Raw genomic sequence first — 25,224 nt, 5'->3', positions numbered from 1 at the left:
GTACTCGGGAAATTCCCCCTTTCCTTTCCTCTTCCGTCTTTACTGCAACACCCTTCTAAGTCTCTCTGGACTTCTTTTAAAAGGTGATTTATTTAATGTTTATTTTTCAAAGATGTTTCCGGTCACTTTTTCTCTGTCCGGCAATACCAAGTTAAGTACAATCCCCACTATTGCTGATAGCGCCATTCCGGATAAAGAAACATTTGCGGATAATTGTACGAATGCTCCACCAATCCCAATTACTAAGATGACCGAAGCAATCATCAAATTACGTTTTTTATCAAAATCCACTTTATTATCAATCAACATCCTTAAACCGCTTGAAGCGATGATACCAAAGAGAAGAATGGAAATCCCCCCCATGACGGCCGTTGGTATTGATCCGATCACCGCTGAAATCTTCCCGTTGAAACCGAAGATCATAGCAGTCAAAGCCGCACCACCGATGATGTAGACGCTAAATGCCTTTGTCATCGTCAGAACCCCGATATTTTCTCCATACGATGTAAGTGGCGGTCCCCCGATAATGGAACCGATCATGATGCCTGCGCCGTCACCAAGGATGGATCGATGTAAACCCGGCTTTTCCAAAAAGTTTCTACCTACCACTTTACTTAATACCATTTGGTGTCCGATATGTTCAGATAAGGTGACGATGGCGACCGGGACCATGATGGCGATGACTTCCCATGAAAAGGTGGGTGTATAGGTTATTCCAGGAATCATGAATTCCGGCATTTCCCACCATTTTGCCGTTTCAATCGGTCCATAATCGATAATGCCTGCAATTGCCGAGCAGCCATATCCGACTATGATCCCCATCAATATTGGAATCAGGTTAAGGAAGCCTTTAAAAAACACGTTACAGATAATCGTAGCTGCCAAGGTGATGAGTGCTATGATGATGTAAGTAACGCTGTACTTGTCTTGCGGATCATACATGGCCATGTCAACTGCTGTCCCAGCGAGGCTCAGCCCGATTACTATGATGACGGGACCGACGACCACCGGTGGCAATAGAACCATCAACCAGCGTAAACCGACTTTATGAATGACCAACGCCACTATTCCATATATGAGTCCTGCTACAAAACAGCCGATCATGGCCGCTTCCGGTCCACCAAGTGACTTGGCCGCGATTATGGGTGCTATGAAAGCAAATGATGAACCAAGATAAGCAGGGATTTGGCCTCTCGTAATTAATAAGTATGATAATGTCCCTACCCCACTGGAAACCAATGCTACCGCAGGGCTCAGACCGACCAGGAATGGCACTAGCACCGTTGAACCAAACATCGCAAACAGGTGCTGGATGCTTAATGTCACCCATTGACCAAACCTTGGTACGTCTTCCACGTCGAGGATGATGTCTTTTCTTTCGTCTTCCATTTCTTTTCCCCCTATGAACATTGCATCTAAGCCACAAAAAAAAACCTCTTTGCAGCATATACAAAGAGGGTTTCACGGATGGGCCTGCCCTATACCTGTCAGGCTAAGGTCCCTTTCCATTTCACTCCCTTTGCCGGCCTCTCTGGACCGTTTTTAAAAGGGCAATATTTAATTTTTCATTTCGCTAGTATGGTGACTTGATCGAGCTCGTCAACTTCCGTTAAAGTGACCGTAATCTTCTCGGATTGTGAAGTTGGAATATTTTTACCGACATAATCGGCACGGATTGGAAGTTCCCTATGGCCTCTATCAACTAATACAGCAAGTTGGATTTGCGAAGGTCTTCCCATATCCACCAAAGCGTCCATAGCAGCTCTTACGGTTCTTCCCGTAAATAGTACATCGTCCACTAAGATGATTTTCTTATCAGTTATTGGGACCGGAATGTCCGAGCCTTTTACAACCGGTTCACCATCGTTCGTCTTTTTCGATAAATCATCACGATAAAGCGTTATGTCTAATTCACCTAATTGAATTACTTTATTTTCTATTTCACCGATGCGCTTGGCAAGTCGATCAGCAAGGAAGATCCCCCGGGTCCTAATCCCGATTAAGACACAATCCTCAATCCCTTTATTCTTTTCAATAATCTCATGTGCAATTCTCGTCAAGGCTCTGCTGATGGCCTTTTCATCAAGCACGATTGCTTTCTCATTCAAATGGACCACCTCAATTTCTTTTGAACTGTGAGAGCTCTCCTTCAACAAAAAATCCTCACACCAAGAAGGTGTGAGGATTTTCCTAAAAAAGGGTATATGTTCCCCTTTTGCTATCCGTTTCCTTCTCAGTCTCTCTGGACTGTGTTAAAGGTTCTCATTAAGTTAATATAATACTATCTCATAAAAATAGTCTTGTCAAATACTACTTCTACGTAGTTGTTCGATTAGCTCCGTAAATTCTTTAGGAGCTGGCGCTTCAAACTCCATATATTCATTCGTCCGTGGATGAACAAAACCAAGAAGACCTGCGTGTAACGCTTGTCCGTCCAATTTCAACGTCTTTTTAGGACCATATTTAGGATCTCCTGCAAGAGGGAATCCAATATATTTCATATGAACACGGATTTGATGGGTCCGTCCTGTTTCAAGCTGACACTCTACTAATGTAAACGCGGTGAAACGTTCAACCACACGGAAATGAGTTACCGCATTTTTAGAGTTTGAATCCGTAACCGTCATGCTCTGACGGTCTTTTTTATCACGGCCTATCGGGGCATCAACCGTTCCGAAATCATGGGGAATCACTCCATGGACCACAGCTTGATACTTACGGGTTACTGTTTTATCAACAAGTTGCTGAACAAGTTTCTCGTGTGCCATGTCATTTTTCGCAACCATCAATAAACCTGATGTATCCTTATCAATACGGTGGACAATACCTGGACGCATAACGCCATTGATTCCAGAAAGATCCTTACAATGGGCCATCAACCCATTAACAAGAGTACCTGTTACATGCCCCGGTGCAGGGTGGACAACCATACCACTCGGTTTATTGACAACCAGTACGTCTTCATCTTCGTAATAGATATCCAAATCCATTTCTTCAGCGACTGCATCCAACTCCACAAGTTCCGGAATCAGCACTTCAATTTCGTCACCTATGCTACATTTATAATTGGACTTAATGGCAGCCCCGTTCACTAACACATGATCATCTTTGATCCATTGTGCAACTTGAGTGCGTGACCATTCCTCATTTAAAGTAGATAGAGCCTTGTCAATCCTTGTACCTTTTAGTGTTTCGTCGATGCTGTATAGCTTTTTATCCATTATCTTTCTCCTTAGCGTTTTTTTCTTCCAAGAACATGTGAATCACGAGCAGCACGACACCAATCGAAAGGGCGGCATCGGCAATATTAAATACCGGGAAACTATAGCTGAAAATATAAGTATGGACAAAGTCGACTACTTCCTGGCGAGCAACACGGTCAATGAAGTTTCCTATTGCCCCACCTAGCATAAGACCTAGGGAAACTCCAAGCAGACGGCTGTTCTTCGCCATTTTCTGAATATAATAGACGACTCCAATAATGACAGCGATGGTGATGATGTAGAAAAACCACATTTGACCTTGTAGAATTCCCCATGCTGCCCCACGGTTACGATGCGAGGTAATATATAGAAGGTTTTCAATAATTTCAATGCTTTCTCCGTACTCCATTTTTTTCACAATCATCCATTTTGTCAGCTGATCGAAAGCTATGACCAAAAGGGCAATTAAGTAATAAAACACATTTCTTCCCCCAAACTAATCAAATCTTCACTTTTGAATTGTAGCATAAACTAGAAATAATGACTAATACCAAAAGCATTACATCTAGCAGTTGGTGAAGAATATTAGAATAGAAAGGAACTTTATTCCGGTCTTTATTCAAATGCGCTCTCATTTCAAATAAAAAACCGGCTCCCATATTAACTGGGAACCGGTCGTTCTAAAATGATTAATTCGTATAATGCTCTTTCACGACTGTTGCACAGCGTGGGCAAAGTGTTGGATGTTCTTCCACTTGACCTACATCTTGAGAAACATTCCAGCAACGTTCACAAGTTTCTCCTTCTGCTTTAGTTACCAGGATGGCCATATCCTCAAGTTTAACAGCTTCGGATGGGGCACTGGCCACATCGCCCGCGATATCAAATTCGGATACGATGAATAACTGTTCAAAGCTCTCCTCGATACTATCAAGAAGATTCCTTGTCTCTTCGTTTACATAAACGGTCACTTTTGCGTTCAGTGATTTCCCGATTACTTTTTGGTTACGTGCTTCTTCCAATGCTTTCAGGACATTATCACGAACATGCATGAATGCCGTCCATTTTTCCTCAATCGCTTCGGCATTATCCACAGAGATTTCCTCAGGCATCAATGTCAACTGTACACTCTCTTCCGTTACACCCGGAATGAACGTCCATACTTCATCCGCAGTATGAGACAGGATTGGAGACACTAATTTCGTTAAGCTGATTAAGGACTCATAAAGGACAGTTTGGATTGCTAAACGGTCTTTCCCGTTTGGCGCTTCACAATAAAGAATGTCTTTAGCATAATCAAGATAGAACGAACTTAAATCCTGCGTACAGAAATTGTTGACCATATTATAAATGGTAGCAAATTCATAATTTTCATAGCCTTGTTTTGATTGAGTGATCAGCTTATTCAATCTTACTAGCATATATTGATCCACTTCACGCAAATCTTCTACCGCCACTTTATCCGTTTCCGGATTAAAGCCATCCAGATTTCCTAGTAGGAAGCGGAATGTATTACGGATTTTACGATACACTTCGGAAACCTGTTTTAAGATAGGATCTGAAACCCGAACGTCAGATTGATAATCAACAGAAGCAACCCAAAGACGTAAAATATCAGCACCAAGCTGGTTCATAACTTTAGATGGAAGGACCACGTTACCAATAGATTTACTCATTTTACGTCCTTCGCCGTCTAATGCGAACCCATGGCTAAGTACACCTTTATATGGTGCTTTTCCTGTCACGGCAACACCTGTTGAAAGTGATGAGTTGAACCAACCGCGATATTGATCGGACCCTTCAAGATAAAGGTCAGCCGGACGTTGAAGTTCTTCTCTTTCTTCAAGAACCGCTTGATGGGAAGAACCGGAGTCGAACCATACATCCATGATATCCGTTTCTTTAGTGAAGATACCGTTTGGACTTCCTTCATGTGTAAAGCCTTGTGGTAGAAGATCTTTTGCTTCTTTTTCAAACCAGATATTTGAACCGTGCTCACGGAATAATTCTGAAATATGATTGATTGTTTCGTCCGTGATGATTGGTTCGCCATTTTCTGCGTAAAATACTGGAATTGGCACACCCCATGCACGTTGTCGGGAGATACACCAATCTCCTCGGTCACGGACCATATTGAATAGGCGTGTTTCACCCCATGCCGGTACCCATTTCGTTTCTTCGACTGCCTTCAACAAATCATCACGGAAGTCCTTGATTGAAGCGAACCACTGTGCAGTTGCACGGAAGATCGTCGGCTTCTTCGTCCGCCAGTCATGTGGGAATGAATGTGTGATGAATGTAAGATTCAACAGGGCTCCCACTTCAGTTAATTTTTCGGAAATCGCTTTATTTGCTTTATCATAGAATAATCCAGCAAACTCCCCTGCTTCTTCAGTCATGACACCTTTTTCATCGACTGGGCAAAGAACATCCAAGCCATATTTCTGACCGATGATAAAGTCATCTTCCCCGTGTCCTGGAGCTGTATGAACACAACCTGTTCCAGCTTCAGTCGTTACATGCTCACCTAACATCACTAGTGATTCACGATCATATAGAGGATGTTTCGCTACAGCACGATCCAACTCACTGCCTTTTACCGTTTTCTCGATAGTTGGGTTTTCCCATCCAAGCGTTTCTTTAACAGATTCCAATAAGGCTTCTGCCACTAAGTATTTTTCATTTTCCACTGCAACGACCACATAATTCAATTGTGGATGTAGGGAAATTCCAAGGTTGGCCGGAATCGTCCATGGTGTTGTCGTCCAAATGATGATTTTTACACCTTCATCAATGACACCTTTACCATCAGTCACTTCAAATGCTACATAGATTGAAGCCGAACGTTTATCTTGGTATTCAATCTCCGCTTCAGCAAGAGCCGATTCACTCGAAGGGGACCAGTAAACAGGTTTCTTCCCTTTATAGATATAGCCTTTTTTCGCCATTTCACCAAAAACCTTGATCTGTTGTGCTTCATATTCAGGCTTTAACGTAATATAAGGATTATCCCAATCCCCGCGAACACCAATCCGCTTGAATTGCTCACGTTGATTGTTAATCTGTACGTATGCATATTCTTCACATAGCTTTCTGAATTCAGCGACGCTCATTTCTTTACGGTTCACGCCTTTTTTAGTCAAAGCCGTTTCAATTGGGAGACCGTGCGTATCCCAGCCTGGAACATACGGTGCATGGTAACCGCTCATGGACTTAAAACGGACGATGAAATCTTTTAAAACTTTATTCAAGGCATGACCCATATGGATATCACCGTTTGCATATGGAGGTCCATCATGTAAAATGAATAACGGTCGCCCTTCAGTGTGCTCTTGCACTTTTTTATAGATGTCCATCTCTTTCCACTTTTCCTGAATTTCAGGCTCGCGCTTCGGAAGGTTGCCCCTCATTGGAAATTCAGTTTTAGGCATTAATAAAGTATCTTTATATTCCATTATAAAATTCCTCCATCCATCTATCCATAACTTCATTTGAGTTGATTGACCCGATTCGCAGACAAAATAAAAAGCCTTCTCATCCCTGAAAAAGGGACGAGAAAGCTTTGCTTCCCGCGGTACCACCCTGGTTAGAAAGATTCACAAAACGGCTGAATCCTTTCCTCTCGAGCATTCGTAACGTGAATGATACGCATCGTTTACTTGCTGCATAAGCAGGTTCAATTCAGAACTCAAGGGTGATGTTCAATTCCTTCTCTTATCCCGGGCTTACACCGTCCCCGGGTCGCTACATATAAGGATATGAGGAATTTACTGTCCCTGTCATCGTCTAATGTCATCATGAATAGTATTGTTAAAAAATTATATGCGAAAAAAGTGCTTGAAGTCAAGGAAACGTTTAATTTTCCTCATCTACTCCATCATTTAATTCTATTTCAGATGCATCCACTTCGTATTCAAGCAGATGATCCCAGTCGTCATTATCCAACAAATCGAGCTGTGCTCCGACAAGCATTTTAAAGCGAGTACGGAAAACCTTCGATTGTTTTTTCAAGTCTTCTATATCCATCGCTATTTTTCTTGCTTTCACAAGCGACTCATTGACAATCCGGTCAGCATTCTTTTCTGCTTCCTTGATGATCAGTTTGGCTTCTTTTTGGGCATTGCGCTTTAATTCTTCTGCAGCTTCCTGCGCGACAATGATAGACTTATTAAGCGTGCCCTCGATAGTCGTGAAATGACCTAAACGATCGAACGTCTCGTTCAATTTTTCTTCCATTTCTTTCTTTTCTCTTAGAATCAATTCATAATCTTTAATGACTTGGTCTAGAAATTCGTTAACCTCATCTTCATCATACCCTCGAAATACTTTACTAAATTCCTTGTTATGTATATCTATCGGGGTTAAGGGCATTGTTGCACCTCCAGAACAATTTCTACTCTATTACATTAAAACTCTATATTCGACAAAAAATATGTGAATCCTGCTAACAACTAAATTATTTTTTCCTACCTAATGAGATTCTCCACTTATCCTTTTTCGTTTTCCCATCGATTGAAGTGATTTTACATCGACCGAAACCCCTGATGGATAGAGTATCCCCCTCACGGCATTCTTCAGAAACGCTCTCCGTTTGCTTGAAATTAACCTTGGTTTTCCCCGACGATATCAACGTCTGGGCTTTTTGCCGGGAAATATTCAAAACAGCCGAAAGTACGCTATCAAGCCTTAATGAGCTAACGGTACTGACCTGCTCTTCCCAGTTGTCCTTCACCACAAGGATATCCTCAATCGGAATCCTTTTAATGGTTACGGAAGCATTGCCTATCTTATCCAGGTTTCCCGTAAGGTATGAATCCATTTCCCCTGTTGCAATAAATTGGACTTGCTCCTCTGTCACTATAATATCACCGAATTTTTCACGTTTTACCCCCAGTGACATCAAGGTTCCAAGTATTTGCCTGTGTTCAAGTGTAACAAATTTTTTTGGATAGGAGATATCATATAAGGAGATATTGAAATCAGATGATTCAGGAGAGTAGTAATCAGGATAAATGAGGGCACGTTTCCGTTCAACGAAATCACTCCCGCCGTGAAATTGCAGTAGCACATCCTGTTTGTTTCCTAATAGGGATGTGAGGATTTCCTGCTGACGCGGATCCAGAAAGTCAGAAAGTTTAGGAGCATAAGAATCTCTAACCTGGTCAATCCAATTCATTGCCTGGTCGATAAATTCCTTTTCCTCCGGCCTGAAATGTTGATATATACTCATGTAGAATGCATGCTCCTTACATATGGATAAATGGTTGTACACAAGAATGAATCGTAACTTACACCTTCGTTACTACTACACAGCCAAGAATTCACCTAGCTGTGTAGTTACTGGCCATTCTATTATTTTACGTCTTTAGTATGAACTACAAATCATCCGAATAAGCTTTGTAGATAAAAAATCCCATAATTCTTCGCAAAATTTAAAACCAACAAGGCTACAAGTGGTGATATGTCGATCATGCCGAGTGGTGGGATGAATTTTCTGAACGGTTCTAAATATGGTTCGCAAATTTTTACCAGGAATTGGCCAATCGATGTTTCCCGGGCATTAGGGAACCAAGACATTAATATGTAAACAATTAATGCCATTGAATAAATTTCAACTAAATAATATAAACCTTGAAGCACTAGAGCCATTAACCATTACCACCTCGCTTCTTCGTACTCCTTATCCACTTCAAAACCGGTAATATTACCGGAAACATCAACGTTATCCGGAGTACACAAGAATATGTCTGTACCGATTTTTTGGATATCCCCACTGATTGCATATACAGTGCCGCTTAAAAAGTCGATAATCCGCTTTCCTTGGTCATGCGGGATTCGCTGAAGATTTACAACGACTGCACGACGGTTTTTCAAATGGTCAGCGACATCCTGAGCTTCTGCATAAGCACGAGGCTCCAATAATACTACTTTAGAAGATTTTTGCACGCTTTGCAAACTTACTATATTTTGATTTGGATTATTTCCTGTAGAAGCAGGTGGGGTCTGCTGTTTTGCAGGCTTTACCGCTTTACGCTCCATCTCCTCTTCCTCCACCACTTCGTCCTTATATTCATACTCATCATCCAGCGCGAAATAGGATTTAAACTTTGATACGAATGACATCTTTTACGTACCTCCTTATAATTCTTCGCCTACCAGTGCAGTACCAATCCGAATCATGGTAGAACCTTCCTCGATGGCAATCATAAAATCATTGGACATCCCCATGGATAATTCCGAGCATGGAGCATGAGTCAATTCCGCTTTTTGAATTTCCAGTTGGAGGTTTTTTAATGTACGGAAGCAACCTCGGAGTACCTGTTCGTCCTCTGTAAAAGGTGCCATTGTCATCAACCCAACGACCTTCACCTTGTCAAAAGCCCCTAGTTCTTTAATAAATTCAAGCGTCGACTCTGGATTCAGACCGTGTTTAGACTCTTCACCAGAAACATTGACCTGCACTAAACAGTTTATCGGCTCTTTTGAACGTTTTTGTATTTCTTCTGCCAACGATATACGATCCAAAGAATGAATATAAGCAACTTTATCAATGACATTCTTAACCTTACGTGTCTGCATGGAACCGATATAATGCCAGTTCGGTGTATCCTTCAACACTTCATATTTATTCAATAAACCTTGATCGCGATTTTCACCTAAATCAGTGACACCGGCTTCCAATGCCTCTTTTGCCCTCTCGATGGAAACATATTTTGTAACCCCGATTAATTTGACATCTTCCCGATGCCTGCCACTATTTTTACACGCTTCATTTATTTTTTCTTCGATGTTTTTTAGATTTTCTGCAACTTTCATCGCTTTTCAAGATCCTCCTTCCAACCAATAAAGCTCATCAACCTACCACTTTTCCCATTATCCCGGCGATGGGAAAAAAATAAATCCTCATCACAGCTTGTACAATATGAAGTCACAGCAATCTGCTCCCTCGGGATTCCAGATTTCTCCATGATCATAGCGTTCAGTTCTTTAAGATCTAGTTGATATTGTCCTTCACTAATTAAATTATAGGGCTTCTCGTCATTTTCTTCCAGCAAATTCCGCACTAAATCTATGACTTTATCATCTACAACATAACATTTCGAACAAATAGAGGGCCCAACTACGGCAAATATTTCTGATGGTTTTATACCTTCATGTATCCACGCCTCTACCATATTGTGCGCAATGCCATTAACGGTTCCCTTCCAGCCGGCATGTGCCACCCCAACCATTCCATGTGTAGGAGCATAAAAATATAAAGGCACACAATCCGCATAACAAAGGGTCAGTAGGACATTTTTATCTCTCGTATAAAAACCGTCTGTCGCCCTAAAACCAGAAGGATAATCAGTGGCGCCTTTCCCACAATCCCGAGTCGTTACTTGCTGGATATGAGTTTCATGAGTCTGCTCGGCCCCTACCCAATGATTAAGCGGAAAAGATAGTTTTTCAGCAAGAATTCGGCGGTTTGCCTGTACATCCCCTATCTTGTCCCCAACATGAAAGCCGGTATTCAATGATGTAAAGCAGCCAGAACTGACTCCTCCGTTTTTCGTTGTAAAGCCCGCCACAAGCTGGAGATTTTGTTGTCTCCAGCTATCAACAAGCAAATATTGATCTTCGACTAAAACAAAAGGTTCTTTCATGCTTTCATTCCTCTTTATTTTTAGTTTAGTGTATCATAAATATCCCTCTAATACCCTCTAAAGGTACCCCTATAACCGTTCATCTTTCAGCTCTGTTTGAAATATCGTCTGATGTTCGACAAGGATGACATCCGCCCCAATTTTTTTTATTTTTCGCCAAGGAATCACGATATCTTGCTCCCTCCCAAAAAAGCCCATTAGCCTGGTACTATTCGAAACAATGATTGCTTCAATCATTCCCGTCCCCGTATTGATTTCTAAGTCTGTCATATTCCCCAATTTCTTTCCATCTGCTATATTGACGATATCCTTAATTTGAAATTCAGAAATTCTAGTCACGCCATTCAGCTCCTCCTGAAATGTGTTTCTCCAGATAAAAAACCTTTTTTTATGTATATGACTGGTTTTGTTCAAGAATGAAGGAATCGGGAAATAAAGGTCTTTATGCAGTGGCTTGAGCAAACTAAAAAAAAGCCGCTACGGCTAGGTTGCTGATTGGCGGGCAAGAGAATCATCCCTTACCCGCTTCAGTCAACTGTCACTCGTGCTCAGCTTTTACTGTTGAATGTTTTTATTCATTTGCTTGATTGCCGCTTTTTCCAAGCGGGAGACTTGAGCTTGTGAAATGCCGATTTCCTCGGCTACCTCCATTTGGGTCTTCCCTTGGAAAAATCGTTTACGAAGGATCATTTTTTCACGGTCATTCAACCGTCTCATCCCTTCGTTTATGGCTATCTCATCAATCCAGGTACTATCCTTATTTTTTTCATCACTTAATTGGTCTAGTACATAAATCGGATCCCCGCCATCATTATAAATCGGTTCGAAAAGGGATACTGGATCTTGGATTGCATCTAACGCGAAAACAATTTCTTCGTGCGGTAATCCTAACACTTTGGCGATTTCTTCAGCTGTGGGCTCACGTAAAGTCTGGCTGATAAGTTTTTCCTTAACCTGCAATGCTTTATAAGCAATGTCCCTTAAAGACCGGGAAACACGTATTGGATTATTATCACGAAGATACCTTCTGATTTCTCCAATAATCATTGGTACAGCATACGTTGAAAACTTTACGTTCTGACCCAAGTCAAAATTATCTATCGATTTCATCAACCCTATACAGCCTACCTGAAATAGATCATCTACATATTCTCCCCGATTGTTAAAGCGTTGAATGACGCTCAAAACGAGTCGAAGATTCCCGTTTACCAGTTTCTCTCTTGCTGAAAGCTCGCCACCTTGCAATTCTTTAAAGAGTTTTCTCATTTCATCATTTTTCAAAACCGGTAATTTCGATGTATCCACACCGCAGATTTCAACCTTGTTACGAGACAAAATTCTTCCCTCCTCACAGGAGTGCTGTACAAAAAACAGTATTTCCGCGGGAGGGAAAAATATGCATAGGGTATTTTTGAAAAATCAAAACATCTCTTCATCCAAGCACAAGAAAGTACGGTCTCAAAAGCTTTATACTCGAAATATTTTTTTACACCATTTTATTAAATTCTTTTCTTAGCCGTTTAATAATTCTTTTCTCCAACCTTGAAATATAGGATTGGGAAATCCCGAGCATATCCGCAACATCCTTTTGCGTCTTTTCTTCTCCGCCAGCAAGTCCAAATCGAAGTTCCATTATTTGTTTTTCCCGATCAGAGAGCTGCGTCAGGGCTTTCGTTAGTAGCTTCCGATCCACATTCGCCTCTAGATCCTTAGTGATGATGTCGTCATCAGTCCCCAGAACATCTGAGAGCAGGAGTTCATTTCCATCCCAATCGATATTCAAGGGCTCATCAAAAGAAACTTCCGAACGGATTTTATTATTTCTCCTTAAATACATTAATATTTCATTCTCGATGCATCTCGAAGCATATGTAGCAAGTTTTATTTTTTTCTCGGGATTGAATGTATTGACTGCCTTAATCAAGCCAATGGTCCCAATGCTAATTAAATCTTCGATATTGATTCCCGTATTCTCAAATTTCCTTGCAATATAGACGACAAGCCTTAGATTCCTCTCGATTAAGATAGAGCGGGCAGCTTCATCGCCTTTTGGTAACTTATTGATCAATATTGCCTCTTCTTCTTTTGAAAGTGGGGGCGGGAGCGCCTCACTTCCTCCTATATAAAATATTTCGTCCGTCTTCAATCCGAGCTTGAACAAGAGTTTGTACCAAAAATAGGTGAGCCGAAGAATAAATTTCTTCAAAATAATTCTCCCTTCTAAAATAGACGAATTGTGGAGCCAAATTGAAAGAGCAAAATGTTATGAGGCATTTTTCACCGGAATCCCGGTTAACATTTTTGGATGGACGATAGATTGATAGCTATTGTCCGCAGAAAGTTGTTGAAAGGTAAACGACACAAGGCCCTGCTTGACTTGATACTCGTTTTCCCCTTGGGATATTTTAATGAAGTCCGGCTTGATGGCTGTTAGCAATTGATGTTCATGCCCCACCACTTTATATGGAATTACGCGCATACGGCCCGTCCATGTATATTCAGGCTGTTCTTCCTGTCGGACCAGGATGTCCGGATTCTTGAACAATTCAACCATATCCGAAGGGATTCCAGCTTCATCTCCAGAAAGTGAAATGATCATAACAGGCGAACGGGTTATTGGATCATATAATTGATTCCCACTGTCAACAAGCCCCTGAAAAGTCCCTTCAAACTCTGATACTTTCACCGTGACTGACACCAGTTGCTCATGCGTTAGTTTTGTCATCTCCATTCCTTCTAGAGTACGCTTGGAAAATTGCCAGGCAAGCGGGAAGCCAACCATCACAAAAATCCAGCTGACGGGGTCACCAAAACGATTGATTCCGGCATATTGACCAGGGTTTTTGGAAACGATTTGATATTCGAATAGATAGTGAAGGCCAAGGAGGATCCCACCTGATAAAAACGTGACAAAGTATAAAGTGGCTAATGACTTCAGGAAAAGGTTGAATCTGATGAACCCAAAGGTGGCCAGGACCATAAAAAGAGAAAATGCGATTTTCATATAAAATTGGTCAGCCATTGCGTAAAAAGGGGTAAATGCCAATACGATGATTAGAGAACCTATCAGCCCGCCGGCACAAACCCGCCAAAGGGCGACCCGCCGTTTGAGAATGATTGCAGTCCAATATAAGAGGAGGCAGTCAAATAACCAATTCAATAACCAAATCACATCTAAATATAAGGTCAAACACTCACCCCTCCTTTTAGAATCTAACCTTCCACTAGCAAAAAGTATAACGCACCTGATAATAGAAAGTGTGTCACTTTTTGTACAGGAAACTTAAGAGTTTTTCAGTCTTTTTTATCCTTTTTGTAGAAAAACAGCTATTGATTTTTTCAATACTGCTTCATACCAGTTACGCTCCCTCATTTAAAGCTGTCGATTTATGGGTTGTAGAAGATAGAATTTCTTTCAGCTTCTCTTCTCAGAGTTCCATTGTTATAAAGGACCATCTCCAAATTCAAGTTGGAAATCCATTATCCATTCCAGCCGCCTTTACGTCCTTTCATGAATTTTATGGATAAGGGGCATAGCCCAACGGTTCAAACAGGTGGAGAGCAGCTCTTAGGGCCTTAAAAGTCCATATGGCGATTAACCAGTAATAATCAATCGAAACATCTTTCCGAAAAAAGCAAAAAAAATGGCCGCTCCCATAGGGAACGACCATTTCTCTTTCAGATTAACGCCTTCTATTACGATTGCGTAGGAAGGTTGGAATATCCAAAGCTTCCTCACCTTGTCCTTGATTATTATTCCTTGTAGGCTGTTCGTTCACTTCTTCTCTCTTCACTTCACGATTTACACTAGGTGTAGGCGCTTGTGTTTGAGGTCTCGTTTGCTGTTGTTGTTGTCCAAGTGTTGAACGACCCGGAGCTCGCATGGACGTTTCAGCTTCGGTAAAGCCCGTCGCAATAACTGTAACAACAATTTCATCCTTTAAGTTTTCATTGATGACAGAACCGAAAATCATATTTACCTCTTGATCAGAAGCGGTGGCCACAATATCGGCTGCCTCTTGGACCTCGAATAAACTTAGGTTCGTTCCACCAGTAATGTTCAATAGAACCCCTTGAGCCCCATCGATGGACGTTTCAAGCAACGGACTGGAAATCGCTTTTTTAGCTGCTTCAGCGGCGCGGTTTTCTCCAGAAGAGATCCCGATACCCATCAGGGCCGATCCACGATTTGACATGATGGTCTTAACATCGGCAAAATCCAAATTAATAAGACCAGGAACAGCGATCAAATCTGAAATCCCCTGTACCCCTTGACGAAGGACATTATCCGCTTCACGGAATGCTTCAAGCATAGGTGTGCTTTTATCAACAATTTCAAGAAGTCGGTCATTCGGAATGACGATAAGCGTATCGACCGATTCTTTCATGGAGGCAATGCCACCTTGCGCCTGGGTTGCACGTTTGCGTCCTTCAAATGTGAAAGGACGTGTAACGACACCAACTGTCAGTGCACCAAGATCTTTAGCAATACCCGCGATAACTGGGGCAGCACCCGTACCAGTTCCGCCGCCCATTCCAGCCGTTACGAAAACCATATCAGCGCCTTTTAGCGCTTCTTCGATTTGTTCTTTACTTTCTTCTGCCGCTTTTTTCCCTACCTCAGGATTCGCACCAGCACCCAATCCTCTAGTAAGCTTACCGCCGATTTGCATTTTAACTTCTGCTTTTGATAAATTAAGTGCCTGCGCATCAGTATTGACAGAAATAAATTCGACACCTTGTACACCATGTTCGATCATTCTGTTTACCGCATTGTTACCGCCGCCGCCAACACCTATAACCTTTATCGTTGCTAATTGTTCTAAATTAGAATCAAACTCCAACATGACAATCCTCCTATTTTGACGAAATTCCCGATTTTTTGTTTTTATTCAAAAAAGTAACCCAAGATTTTTTTGAATTTCGATTCACCTTTTTCACCTTGTTTTTTAGCCGTGTTCTCTTTATGTTTCTGAGAGGACTTCTGGCTCCGCTGGTCATTATTCTCTTGTGCCTGACCAGCTGGTACAGGAGTTTTATTTGTGGTGTTCTTTTGCATTCTCTCTTTCTTGCACGCATGTTTAATTAGACCGACAGCTGTCGTATATTGCGGTTCTCTGACACCAATATAATTTGGTTCGGCTGTCCTGACACGATTTTGGAATACATACTGAGCAAGTTCCAGTACTCCTGGCATCTTAACGGCCCCACCGGTCAATACGAACCCTCCCGGTACTTCCTGAAAACCAAGTCTCCTCAAATCATCTTGTATTAACTCGAAAATTTCGGTCAACCTCGCCTCAATTATATCTGAGAGCATCAGCTGGTTACATGGTTGTTGCTGGTCGCTGCCGATGATGGGTATCTGGAATACTTCGTCTTCTGACGCATCATCATAAAAGGCATGGCCATGCTTAATTTTAATTTTTTCAGCTTCCTCCATGGTAGTCCTTAGTACAATGGAGAGATCCTTTGTAAGCGTCTCCCCGCCTATAGGAATCACGGAAGTATATTGTAGATAGCCTTGCTCGAAAATCGCTAGAGTGGTAGAACCTCCCCCAATATCGACAAGCGCTACTCCAAGTTCCTTTTCATCCTTCGATAAAACCAGCCCACCTGCTGCCAATGGCTGAAGGGCAATATCCGTTATTTCTAACCCTGCTCGTTCCACACACCGCAAGGAATTATGTAAAATTGTCCGAAGACCTGTTATTAATATGCCTCTCATTTCCAGACGGACGCCAATCATGCCCCTTGGATCGCTAATTTCATCCAACTCATCAACTTTATAATGAATCGGCACCACATCGATAATTTCCCGGTCCGATGGTATGGTAATTAACTCAGCGGCTTCTCTAACACGGAATACATCGTGTTCATTAATCTCTTTATTTTCACTAGATACGGCTACTACCCCATGGCAAGGCTGAAGCGTTACGTGGTTCCCGCTGATACCGACGATCACTTTTTTAATTTCCATTCCTATCATTCGTTCAGCTTGCTCTACGGCCTTTTGAATGGATTGGACTGTTTCATCTATATCGACGATGGAGCCTTTCTTTAGCCCTTCTGATTTTACATTTCCTACGCCTATGATATTTAATGTGTCATTGACCATTTCCCCAATGATTACTTTTACACTGGATGTACCGATGTCAAGACTTACGTAGATTTCGTTGCTGTTCATTCCATGGCACCTCCTTCAGTTTATACATATATTAGTAGAATAGCATTATCCTATCAAAAGACCTATTCATTTTAGAATAACAGACCTAATTACAACTCGCTAATATTATAATAAAGTGTCATCTCGTATTATTAAGAGAAAACTCGTAGGTTTACAATCTTTATAATAGTTATCGTTCGTCTCTTAGTATCTAAATGTCTTACCTAAACTTAATACTGACTTAATCTATTCGGCATTTATACCGCAATTCCCTCTAATAATATAGATTTTTTCCATTTTTTTCAGAAAAAAATCTCTTATCCAACTGTATCCTTTGAATTTCACCCGTATTTTGAAAGTTTCACACGTAAATACAAAGATTCCAGCTAAATACAAGTCTACACCAAGATGTACACCTAGAAAAGTCAAACTTGCAGATAAAACTATTATTAAATAAGAATACAACGGCCAATACCACATCTTCACGGAAAGTTTGAAACGTCCCCGCAACTCCCCACATTAAAAATTCCGCATGCAACAAAGACTACAAAATGAATATCAGGTCCAACTAAAATCCATGGATTTTAGCACTCAAGAGAATCAACCAGTTGGGGCATGGTCCCCTATCCCATTAAAGGCGGAGAAGGCCCCATATATGTATAGTTCTTGGAGTCTCATTTTTACTGGCACTATCAGCAAAATCACCTGCAGACCCACATTATTCACTTCTATTTTTAGCTAAAACCGGATTACATTCGGTCATCCTGTACTTGCCTTTTCTATGTTGGTCAAACACTTATTCTTTTCCGAAAATGTACGCTAACTTTAGTTCAATCATTGTTGTTAAAGCAACGGATTCACTCCGGCCCGTCTTCCTTTTGTTCAGACTCATCAAAGGCTTTAAAGTAGGAACCGACCTCTAGATCGATGACTCCCTTTACCTCGGGATCCAATTGGCTGATAATGGATGGATAGTGTATCATTTTCTCAGATAGAGTACGACTTGTCGCACTAACTTCAAATCCATCATTCATGTACATAACAATATGGTATTTATCCGTTTTAGTCGGGTCATGGTGAATTTCGGAAATAGCATTTTGTATGGCCACAGGAAGCTTGTCCAGTTCCTCCAAAAGTAACTTTAATGCTTTACCCTCTTTGAAACCAATTAAAACAGGGGCAAATACTGGATTTTCACCACTCTCTAACTCTTTTAGGATGTCACCGTTTTCCAATATCGGAGCGAATTTACCATTCATGGATAAATAGGCAATTCTAGTATGCTCAGAAACCATTATTTTAACGGAATTAGGAAAAACAGGTACAACACTGGCACTTTTTATATCCGGATTTTTTTTTATGTTGGCGGCAGTCTCTCCCGTGTCAACTTTCCAGATGCTTCGGTCTTTCTTGATGTTACTTAATTTAATAATTTGCTTGGAAGTAATATACTGGTTTCCCTCTACCTTTATGGACTTCACATAGCTTAGCGGGGATAAAAAATATAATACACAAGCAACCAAAATGAAGAAAAGGGAAAGCAATAGAACAAGTCGTCTATTTGCTTTGCTCTTTCTAATTTGCTTTAGCTTAGGAATGCGGTCCTCAATGGAAACGATTTTCCCCTTTTCCACCTATTTCACCTCTTCCTAAAATGGATGATTGGTGACACTCACCAAAAAATAAGAAATAGAATTTTTCAAGTAACACATTATACCACAATATTTGGATATGAAGAATGAATATCCTATTGTTTTCTCCCGATGATTTCTACTTCTGTTTCCAATTCAATTTCATACTTGCTATATACCGTATCCTTCGCGTGTTGAATCAGAGCTTCCACGTCTGCCGCACTTCCATTACCAGTGTTGACGATGAAGTTTCCATGCATAGGGGAAATTTGGGCCCCGCCTATCGAATGCCCCTTAAGGCCAGCATCCTCCACTAACCTTCCTGCATGTCTTGGCAGTGGATTCCTGAAAATGCTTCCAGCACATGGCAAGTTATATGGTTGGGTATCTTTACGATAGTTTTTGTTATTCTGCATTCTCTCGACGATTTCACTTCGGTTACCCTCTTCTAATTGAAAGATGGCCTCCAGCACGATACCAGGTTTTTTCTTTTGAAGGAGAGATGTTCGATACGAAAACTCCATTTCCTCCTTAGAAAGCCAAGCCAAGGTTCCATCTTCAAATAGGACATGCACTTGCTTAAGGATGGCACTCATATCCGAATCGTGTGCACCTGCATTCATATACACAGCACCACCAACGGAACCTGGAATTCCACTGGCAAACTCCAGCCCGGCATATCCCTTTTTACTAATCTTCACTGATAAACTTACAAGGGAAACACCAGCTCCAGCCTTCACTTCCGTCCCATTGATTTCAAGATGATCCAGACCTTTACCTAACTTCAGTACCACACCTTCGATTCCATCATCGCTGACAAGGAGGTTTGAACCTCTTCCTATTGCTCTCCATGGCAAATTATTATCTTTGATGACCTTCATCGCTTTTTCAATATTTTCAATGGAGGATGGCTCGATGAATAGATCCGCGGGTCCACCAATTTTCATTGTCGTATGATTAGCAAGTGGCTCATGTTCCAGTATCTTGCCGATTTGCATGTCGGTTAATTGTTGTATCGCTTTATCCATGATTAACCTCCTTGTGCACCTAGATTTTAACATTATAAGTTTCATTTCCCCACCTAATGAGGCCTCTAATTATGCAATATCAAAAACACTATTTGTTTAACTTGAAAATGAGCAAGAGTAAGCGCCTCTTCGGTCGAACCCTCTTATACTATAGTCTAAACAAGGCCGTATTGCCAATATTTATTGTAGATATCCCCACATTCCTCTTTGGTAATATTTAAGCACCATTTCATTTTTTTCAAAATCTTCTCATACGGGGCCTGGCAAATCACCGGCAACCATTCCAATCCATCCATTCCACCAAAAAAGAAGCCCGATTTTATGACGGGCTTCCTCTTTAAGAAATGTATATCATCTTGCTTTAAAACCTTGAATACCGACTGATATTCAGCAGTACGCCAATGGCCATCAACATGAGTGTCAGGGAGGAGCCACCATAACTTAATAGCGGCAAGGTGATACCTGTAACCGGCATTAAACCAGTGACCACGCCAATATTGATCATGACTTGAATAGCTACCATTGCAATGATCCCGACCGCTACCAGGCTACCATATAAGTCTGGCGCACCAAGGGCGATCCGTATCCCACGCCATAGCATGAGAGCGAATAATAAAATCACAAGTGAACCTCCAATGAACCCTAATTCTTCAGATAGTATCGCGAATATAAAGTCGGTTTGCGGTTCTGGTAAATAGAAAAACTTTTGACGACTTTGTCCTAATCCGAGGCCGAACAACCCACCGGGGCCGATTGCATAAAATGATTGGATCATTTGAAATCCACTTCCGAGCGGGTCTTCCCAAGGATCGAGGAAGGAGGTAATCCGTTTTATCCTATATGGGGCCGATAAAATAAGGCCGACAAAACCAGCTACTCCGAGTAGGGCTAGGCCAACAAAATGACTGATTCTCGCACCTGAAATAAAAATCATCACGATACATGTTCCAACCATCACTGTTCCTGTACCGAGATCAGGCTGTAACATGATAAGCCCAAATGCTAAAAATACAATGCCCAACGATGGCATCATCCCTTTTTTAAAGGAAGTGATCAGTTTTTGTCTTTCCGATAAGAATTTAGCTAAAAAAGCAATCATCGCTAACTTCATGAATTCGGACGGCTGTACGGAGAAAGCTCCCACGCCAATCCAACTCCGGGACCCGTTTCTTGCCATCCCGATACCTGGTACCAAAACGGCCAACAGTAAGATGAAGCAGATAATAATTAGCAATTTGGCCCAAGTGCGCCATGTCCAGTAATCGACATTCATGATAAAAAACATGGCTACGACACCTACACAGGCAAACAGCAACTGTCTTTTAGCAAAATAAAAGGAGTCATCGAATTTATAGTCTGCCCAAATTGCACTGGCGCTGTAAACCATAACTAAACCAATTGTCAAAAGGCTTAAGGTGACGATAATGAGAATAAGATCAGGATTGGATTTTTTTAATGGCACGGACATCCACCTCTAGGAAGTTTTTCGAGCCTGTACGAATATAAAACACTACCTGATATGCCACTTTTTTAGTGGCACTTAAGTCAAAAAAAAGCGATAACGGCTCATTATCGCTTTTTTTTCAAGGTGTCAACGTAGAAGCAGGTTCACTTCCTTCTGCGAAAGCTCTTACTTAAGTTTATGCACAGCCTCCATAAACATGTCTCCTCTTTGTTCAAAAGTTTTATATTGATCCCAGCTTGCACAAGCAGGAGAGAGGAGGATGCAGTCGCCTTCATTCGATAAATCAAAAGCAACAGGTACGGCCTTTACTACATTATCGACACGTTTTATATGGGTTATTCCTAATTCTTTAGCTATCCGTTCAATTTTCTCTGCCGTTTCACCAAATGTGATGACCGCTTTGACGTGTTTCATAGCCGGTTTCAACTCGTCGAATTCATTACCTCGGTCCAATCCGCCAGCCAACAAAATAACCGGTTCAGTGAATGAAGTAAGCGCCTTGGATGCTGCAAGGATATTCGTCGCTTTGGAATCATTATAAAATTTACGTTTTTCAATCGTTGCAACATATTGCAGACGGTGCTCCACACCGCCGAAAGTCGTCAAAACGGTATGAATGGCCTCATTAGACACACCTTTCAATTTCACTGCAGAAATAGCAGCCAGCACATTTTCCAAGTTGTGTTTTCCCGGGAGGGCAATATCCGAAACGGCAATCACTTTTTCACCGCGAAAATACACCGCTCCGTCTTCTACATAGGCCCCATTCTCATGCTTCACTTCTGTAGAAAATGGTACAAGTTCTGCCTTCGTCTTCTTGGTCATGTTTTTAACATCCACTTGATCTGCATTGAAAATCATGAAATCAGAAGCCGTTTGATTTCTTGCAATCGCCGCTTTTGCCTCAGCATATTCTTGTTTGGAACTATGATAATCCAAATGGGCATCATACAAATTCGTCACGATTGAGATTTCTGGCCGGAATTCTTCAATTCCCATCAATTGGAAGGATGACAATTCAATGACGATCGTATCTGCAGCTGTTGCCTTTTCAGCAACACCGGATGCTACCGTTCCAATATTTCCAGCAATAAGTGGTGACTTCTTACCAGCTTGCATCATTTCGAATATTAACGTAGTAGTGGTCGTTTTCCCATTTGTACCCGTGATTCCCAAAAATGGTGCTTCACTTATTTGGTAAGCGAGTTCTACCTCTGTGATGACCGGAATGCCTTTCTCCATTGCACCCTTAACAAGCGGGTTGCTATAAGGAATGCCTGGGTTCTTCACAATGAATTCGAATCCCTCATCCAATAGCTCAATCGGGTGGCTGCCACAAATGACTTTTATCCCTTGTTCAAGAAGCCCTTGTGCTTCCGGATTTTCCGATAGTGGCTTCATATCATTGACTGTTACGAACGCACCTAATTTATGTAGAAGCGAAGCTGCCGTGACTCCGCTTTTTGCCAAACCTAATACCAATACTTTTTTCTCTGAGTATTTTTCTGTCTCTTTCAATTTATATCCACACCTCTAAATAGATTCCGAGTACCGCACACAATAATCCAACTGTCCAAAACGTCACGACCACGCGCCATTCAGACCAGCCAGAAAGCTCATAATGATGATGAAGCGGGCTCATTTTAAAAATACGCTTACCTCTAAGCTTAAACGATCCTACTTGTAAAATGACGGATAAAGTTTCAATGACGAAGACTCCACCAATAATGACCAACAGCAATTCAAGTTTGGTTAATAGAGCAATCGTAGCAATCGCTCCCCCTAAGGCTAGCGATCCTGTATCCCCCATAAACACCTTTGCTGGGTGGGCATTAAAAACTAGAAAGCCTAAGACTGCGCCGACGATTGCCACTGAGAATATCGCCACGTCGTATTGTGACTGGCTCCAAGCAAGTATGGCAAAAGCACCGAAAGCAATCGCGGACGTTCCTGAAACGAGACCATCCAATCCATCAGTCAAATTGACGGCATTAGAAAAACCTACCAACCAGAAAATCACGATAATTAGGTACGCCCAACCAAAATTAATGGAAAAATCAGTACCTGGAATCGTTAATTCAGGGTTGAAGCCGTCAGTCTGTTTGAAAACGAAGTAAAAAATGACGGATATCACGATTTGGCCTAGAAGTTTTTGCTTTGAAGTCAAGCCTAGGTTCCGTTTCATGACGACTTTGATAAAATCATCCAAGAACCCTAGTAAACCAAATCCTAAGGTAACGAATAATAATAAGTACGTTTCAGTGGATGGTTCTGAAAATTTAAATGTCATAACTAATGTGGCGATGGTGACTGATAATAGAATCACCAATCCGCCCATAGTAGGCGTTCCTGTCTTCTTTAGATGGGATTGTGGGCCTTCCTCCCTGATACTTTGCCCAAATTTCAGCCTTCTTAAAAACGGTATGAAGATTGGTGATAGAAGAACCGTTACTAAAAATGCCATCAAAATTGTATAAAAAATTACTTGTTCCAACATTCCTACTCCCTCATTCCTAACACAATTCAAATATACATTATCCTTGTTGCTATTTCTTTGTTTGGCGGGCGTGAATTAATTTGCACCCAATTTTGTTTGAATTGCTTTTTCTGCTTCTTCACGATCATCAAAGTGAAGGATGGCATCTCCGACCAATTGGTAAGTTTCATGCCCTTTTCCTGCAATTAAAATGACGTCTCCCGCTTCGGCTTTTGAAACGGCATACTCAATCGCTTCTCTTCGGTCCACTATCACCGTATATTCTTCTCCTTCAACTCCCGCTTCCATATCACGAAGGATTTGCAATGCATCCTCGCTGCGCGGATTGTCGGAAGTGAATATAGGGTCAGTTGCCAATCTGCAGGCAATCGCTGCCATGATGGGCCGTTTTGTCTTATCCCGATCCCCACCACAACCTACAATCACGAAAATTTTACTTTTTGCAAACTCCCCTACGGTCTTCAAGACATTTTCAAGACTATCTGGTGTATGCGCATAATCAACTATGACGGGGAAATCCTGATTCGCCATAATAAGCTCAAAACGACCAGTAACACCCTTTATTGATTCAATTGATGCTATGGTCTCATCTAGATTAATTCCCCCACACAAAGCCGCGCCAATGGCAGCAAGGACGTTATAAACGCTGAATTTCCCAATTAACTGCAACTTAACGTTACGTATATCCTTGCCAGCTTTTAGAGTGAAAGTCGTGCCTTGAGCGCCAATCTGTATATCACTCGCCCTAATGTCAGCATCTTTATCAATTCCGTATGTAACAACTGTAGCGGCAGTCGCCTTAATAAAATCGGCTGTTGCTTCATCATCCGCATTTAGGACTGCATATTTAGGGCGATTTTCCAATTGCGCATTGCCCAGCTGGGAAAATAACAATGATTTCGCATGTTTATATCGCTCCATCGTTTTATGGAAATCTAAATGATCTTGCGTTAAGTTAGTGAATACTGCTATATCAAAGTCACATCCATGAACACGGCCAAGTTCAAGAGCATGCGAAGAGACCTCCATGATGGCCGTTGAGACACCAGCTTCAGCCATATCATGAAAAGCCTTCTGAAGCGTGACACTGTCTGGCGTCGTATTCTTCGTTTCAAATACTTTATCGACGATTTTTGTATACATCGTACCGATCAAGCCCGTTTTTTTCTTTTGATCTTCGTAAATCTTTTCAAGCAAATGGCTTGTGGTCGTTTTTCCGTTCGTACCGGTGATTCCTATCAGGTTCATCCTTTGGGTTGGGTGACCGTAAAATGCATCAGCGAGAACGGCCATGGCCCTACTTGAGTCACGGACAACAATCACAGGTACATTTAAGTTAAGCTGTCGTTCAGCAATGACAGCTGCAGCGCCATTTTCTACGGCTGATTGGGCAAAATCATGACCATCCACTGTATAACCTTTTATGCAAACGAATAAACTTCCGTCTTTAACTTTACGGTTATCATTTTCAATGGAGGTAATCTCCGGATTTTCTCCTTCATGCGCATCCAAGGAGTGTAAATAAGTTAGTAATGCGTGAAGCTTCATTTTTCCATCCCTCTCAACTTAATTTGAGGATTAATTATAT

Annotated in this window: 24 protein-coding genes and 1 other annotated feature; all 24 genes read right to left on the bottom strand. The window is 41.5% G+C overall.

What is annotated here, in order from left to right; translation table 11 throughout:
* Positions 1 to 99: 99 nt before the first annotated feature.
* Positions 100 to 1,410, bottom strand: a complete 1,311-nt coding sequence (locus tag ACQKIC_RS09660; RefSeq protein ID WP_402868208.1) for a solute carrier family 23 protein — start codon at positions 1,408 to 1,410, stop codon at positions 100 to 102.
* 155 nt (positions 1,411 to 1,565) lie between these two features.
* Positions 1,566 to 2,108 (bottom strand): bifunctional pyr operon transcriptional regulator/uracil phosphoribosyltransferase PyrR, encoded by a 543-nt coding sequence (pyrR, locus tag ACQKIC_RS09655; RefSeq protein WP_402868570.1) that lies wholly within the window; start codon positions 2,106 to 2,108, stop codon positions 1,566 to 1,568.
* Between the two features lie 195 nt (positions 2,109 to 2,303).
* A complete protein-coding gene (locus ACQKIC_RS09650; protein ID WP_402868207.1) occupies positions 2,304 to 3,221 on the bottom strand; it encodes an RluA family pseudouridine synthase in 918 nt (305 codons plus the stop codon).
* Complete coding sequence (lspA, locus tag ACQKIC_RS09645; protein WP_402868205.1) at positions 3,214 to 3,684, bottom strand: signal peptidase II; 471 nt, start codon at positions 3,682 to 3,684, stop codon at positions 3,214 to 3,216. The genes ACQKIC_RS09650 and lspA overlap by 8 nt, the downstream gene beginning before the upstream one ends.
* A 208-nt stretch (positions 3,685 to 3,892) precedes the next feature.
* Positions 3,893 to 6,658: an isoleucine--tRNA ligase gene (gene ileS / locus ACQKIC_RS09640; RefSeq protein ID WP_427591075.1), complete on the bottom strand. Its 2,766-nt coding sequence runs from the start codon at positions 6,656 to 6,658 to the stop codon at positions 3,893 to 3,895.
* An 89-nt stretch (positions 6,659 to 6,747) separates the two neighbouring features.
* Positions 6,748 to 6,995, bottom strand: a binding site (T-box leader).
* Positions 6,996 to 7,058: 63 nt separating this feature from the next.
* Entirely contained in the window at positions 7,059 to 7,574 is a 516-nt protein-coding gene (locus tag ACQKIC_RS09635) for a DivIVA domain-containing protein (RefSeq protein WP_402868201.1), read from the bottom strand.
* A gap of 85 nt (positions 7,575 to 7,659) precedes the next feature.
* Positions 7,660 to 8,433 carry an RNA-binding protein gene (locus tag ACQKIC_RS09630; RefSeq protein ID WP_402956214.1) on the bottom strand — a complete coding sequence of 258 codons (774 nt, stop codon included), beginning with the start codon at positions 8,431 to 8,433 and terminating at the stop codon, positions 7,660 to 7,662.
* 152 nt (positions 8,434 to 8,585) lie between these two features.
* Positions 8,586 to 8,852, bottom strand: coding sequence for a YggT family protein (locus ACQKIC_RS09625; RefSeq protein WP_402868199.1), 267 nt, complete (start codon positions 8,850 to 8,852; stop codon positions 8,586 to 8,588).
* Between the two features lie 6 nt (positions 8,853 to 8,858).
* A complete protein-coding gene (locus ACQKIC_RS09620) occupies positions 8,859 to 9,326 on the bottom strand; it encodes a cell division protein SepF (RefSeq protein WP_402956212.1) in 468 nt (155 codons plus the stop codon).
* A gap of 15 nt (positions 9,327 to 9,341) precedes the next feature.
* On the bottom strand, positions 9,342 to 10,019 hold the full coding sequence (locus ACQKIC_RS09615) for a YggS family pyridoxal phosphate-dependent enzyme (RefSeq protein ID WP_402868195.1): 678 nt from the start codon (positions 10,017 to 10,019) through the stop codon (positions 9,342 to 9,344).
* Entirely contained in the window at positions 10,016 to 10,849 is an 834-nt protein-coding gene (gene pgeF / locus ACQKIC_RS09610) for a peptidoglycan editing factor PgeF (RefSeq protein ID WP_402868194.1), read from the bottom strand. The genes ACQKIC_RS09615 and pgeF overlap by 4 nt, the downstream gene beginning before the upstream one ends.
* Positions 10,850 to 10,918: 69 nt before the next feature.
* A complete protein-coding gene (locus ACQKIC_RS09605; RefSeq protein ID WP_402868193.1) occupies positions 10,919 to 11,188 on the bottom strand; it encodes a YlmC/YmxH family sporulation protein in 270 nt (89 codons plus the stop codon).
* Between the two features lie 216 nt (positions 11,189 to 11,404).
* A complete protein-coding gene (gene sigG, locus ACQKIC_RS09600; RefSeq protein WP_402868568.1) occupies positions 11,405 to 12,226 on the bottom strand; it encodes an RNA polymerase sporulation sigma factor SigG in 822 nt (273 codons plus the stop codon).
* A 109-nt stretch (positions 12,227 to 12,335) separates the two neighbouring features.
* Positions 12,336 to 13,055, bottom strand: coding sequence for an RNA polymerase sporulation sigma factor SigE (sigE, locus tag ACQKIC_RS09595; protein ID WP_230158218.1), 720 nt, complete (start codon positions 13,053 to 13,055; stop codon positions 12,336 to 12,338).
* A 57-nt stretch (positions 13,056 to 13,112) separates the two neighbouring features.
* Positions 13,113 to 14,039: a sigma-E processing peptidase SpoIIGA gene (spoIIGA, locus tag ACQKIC_RS09590; protein ID WP_407407287.1), complete on the bottom strand. Its 927-nt coding sequence runs from the start codon at positions 14,037 to 14,039 to the stop codon at positions 13,113 to 13,115.
* Positions 14,040 to 14,532: 493 nt separating this feature from the next.
* A complete protein-coding gene (gene ftsZ, locus ACQKIC_RS09585) occupies positions 14,533 to 15,696 on the bottom strand; it encodes a cell division protein FtsZ (protein ID WP_402868187.1) in 1,164 nt (387 codons plus the stop codon).
* A gap of 41 nt (positions 15,697 to 15,737) precedes the next feature.
* The gene (ftsA, locus tag ACQKIC_RS09580; protein ID WP_402868185.1) at positions 15,738 to 17,036 is read right to left on the bottom strand and encodes a cell division protein FtsA; all 1,299 of its coding nucleotides are present in this window, start codon (positions 17,034 to 17,036) and stop codon (positions 15,738 to 15,740) included.
* A gap of 225 nt (positions 17,037 to 17,261) precedes the next feature.
* Positions 17,262 to 17,495 (bottom strand): DUF1290 domain-containing protein, encoded by a 234-nt coding sequence (locus tag ACQKIC_RS09575; RefSeq protein WP_403080066.1) that lies wholly within the window; start codon positions 17,493 to 17,495, stop codon positions 17,262 to 17,264.
* A gap of 377 nt (positions 17,496 to 17,872) precedes the next feature.
* On the bottom strand, positions 17,873 to 18,649 hold the full coding sequence (locus tag ACQKIC_RS09570) for a cell division protein FtsQ/DivIB (RefSeq protein ID WP_403080034.1): 777 nt from the start codon (positions 18,647 to 18,649) through the stop codon (positions 17,873 to 17,875).
* Between the two features lie 113 nt (positions 18,650 to 18,762).
* A complete protein-coding gene (murB, locus tag ACQKIC_RS09565; RefSeq protein WP_402956204.1) occupies positions 18,763 to 19,674 on the bottom strand; it encodes a UDP-N-acetylmuramate dehydrogenase in 912 nt (303 codons plus the stop codon).
* A 361-nt stretch (positions 19,675 to 20,035) separates the two neighbouring features.
* Complete coding sequence (gene spoVE / locus ACQKIC_RS09560) at positions 20,036 to 21,142, bottom strand: stage V sporulation protein E (RefSeq protein ID WP_427591074.1); 1,107 nt, start codon at positions 21,140 to 21,142, stop codon at positions 20,036 to 20,038.
* A gap of 162 nt (positions 21,143 to 21,304) precedes the next feature.
* Positions 21,305 to 22,657 (bottom strand): UDP-N-acetylmuramoyl-L-alanine--D-glutamate ligase, encoded by a 1,353-nt coding sequence (gene murD / locus ACQKIC_RS09555; protein ID WP_402987778.1) that lies wholly within the window; start codon positions 22,655 to 22,657, stop codon positions 21,305 to 21,307.
* Between the two features lies 1 nt (position 22,658).
* Positions 22,659 to 23,636 (bottom strand): phospho-N-acetylmuramoyl-pentapeptide-transferase, encoded by a 978-nt coding sequence (mraY, locus tag ACQKIC_RS09550; RefSeq protein WP_402868174.1) that lies wholly within the window; start codon positions 23,634 to 23,636, stop codon positions 22,659 to 22,661.
* A 75-nt stretch (positions 23,637 to 23,711) separates the two neighbouring features.
* Positions 23,712 to 25,184 carry a UDP-N-acetylmuramoyl-L-alanyl-D-glutamate--2,6-diaminopimelate ligase gene (locus ACQKIC_RS09545; RefSeq protein WP_427591073.1) on the bottom strand — a complete coding sequence of 491 codons (1,473 nt, stop codon included), beginning with the start codon at positions 25,182 to 25,184 and terminating at the stop codon, positions 23,712 to 23,714.
* Positions 25,185 to 25,224: the final 40 nt, after the last annotated feature.

The organism is Peribacillus sp. NPDC046944 (assembly GCF_050272735.1).
Classification (GTDB): Bacteria; Bacillota; Bacilli; order Bacillales; family DSM-1321; genus Peribacillus.
Note: the sequence above shows the minus strand (reverse complement) of the source record. Positions and strands in the feature narration are given on the sequence as shown.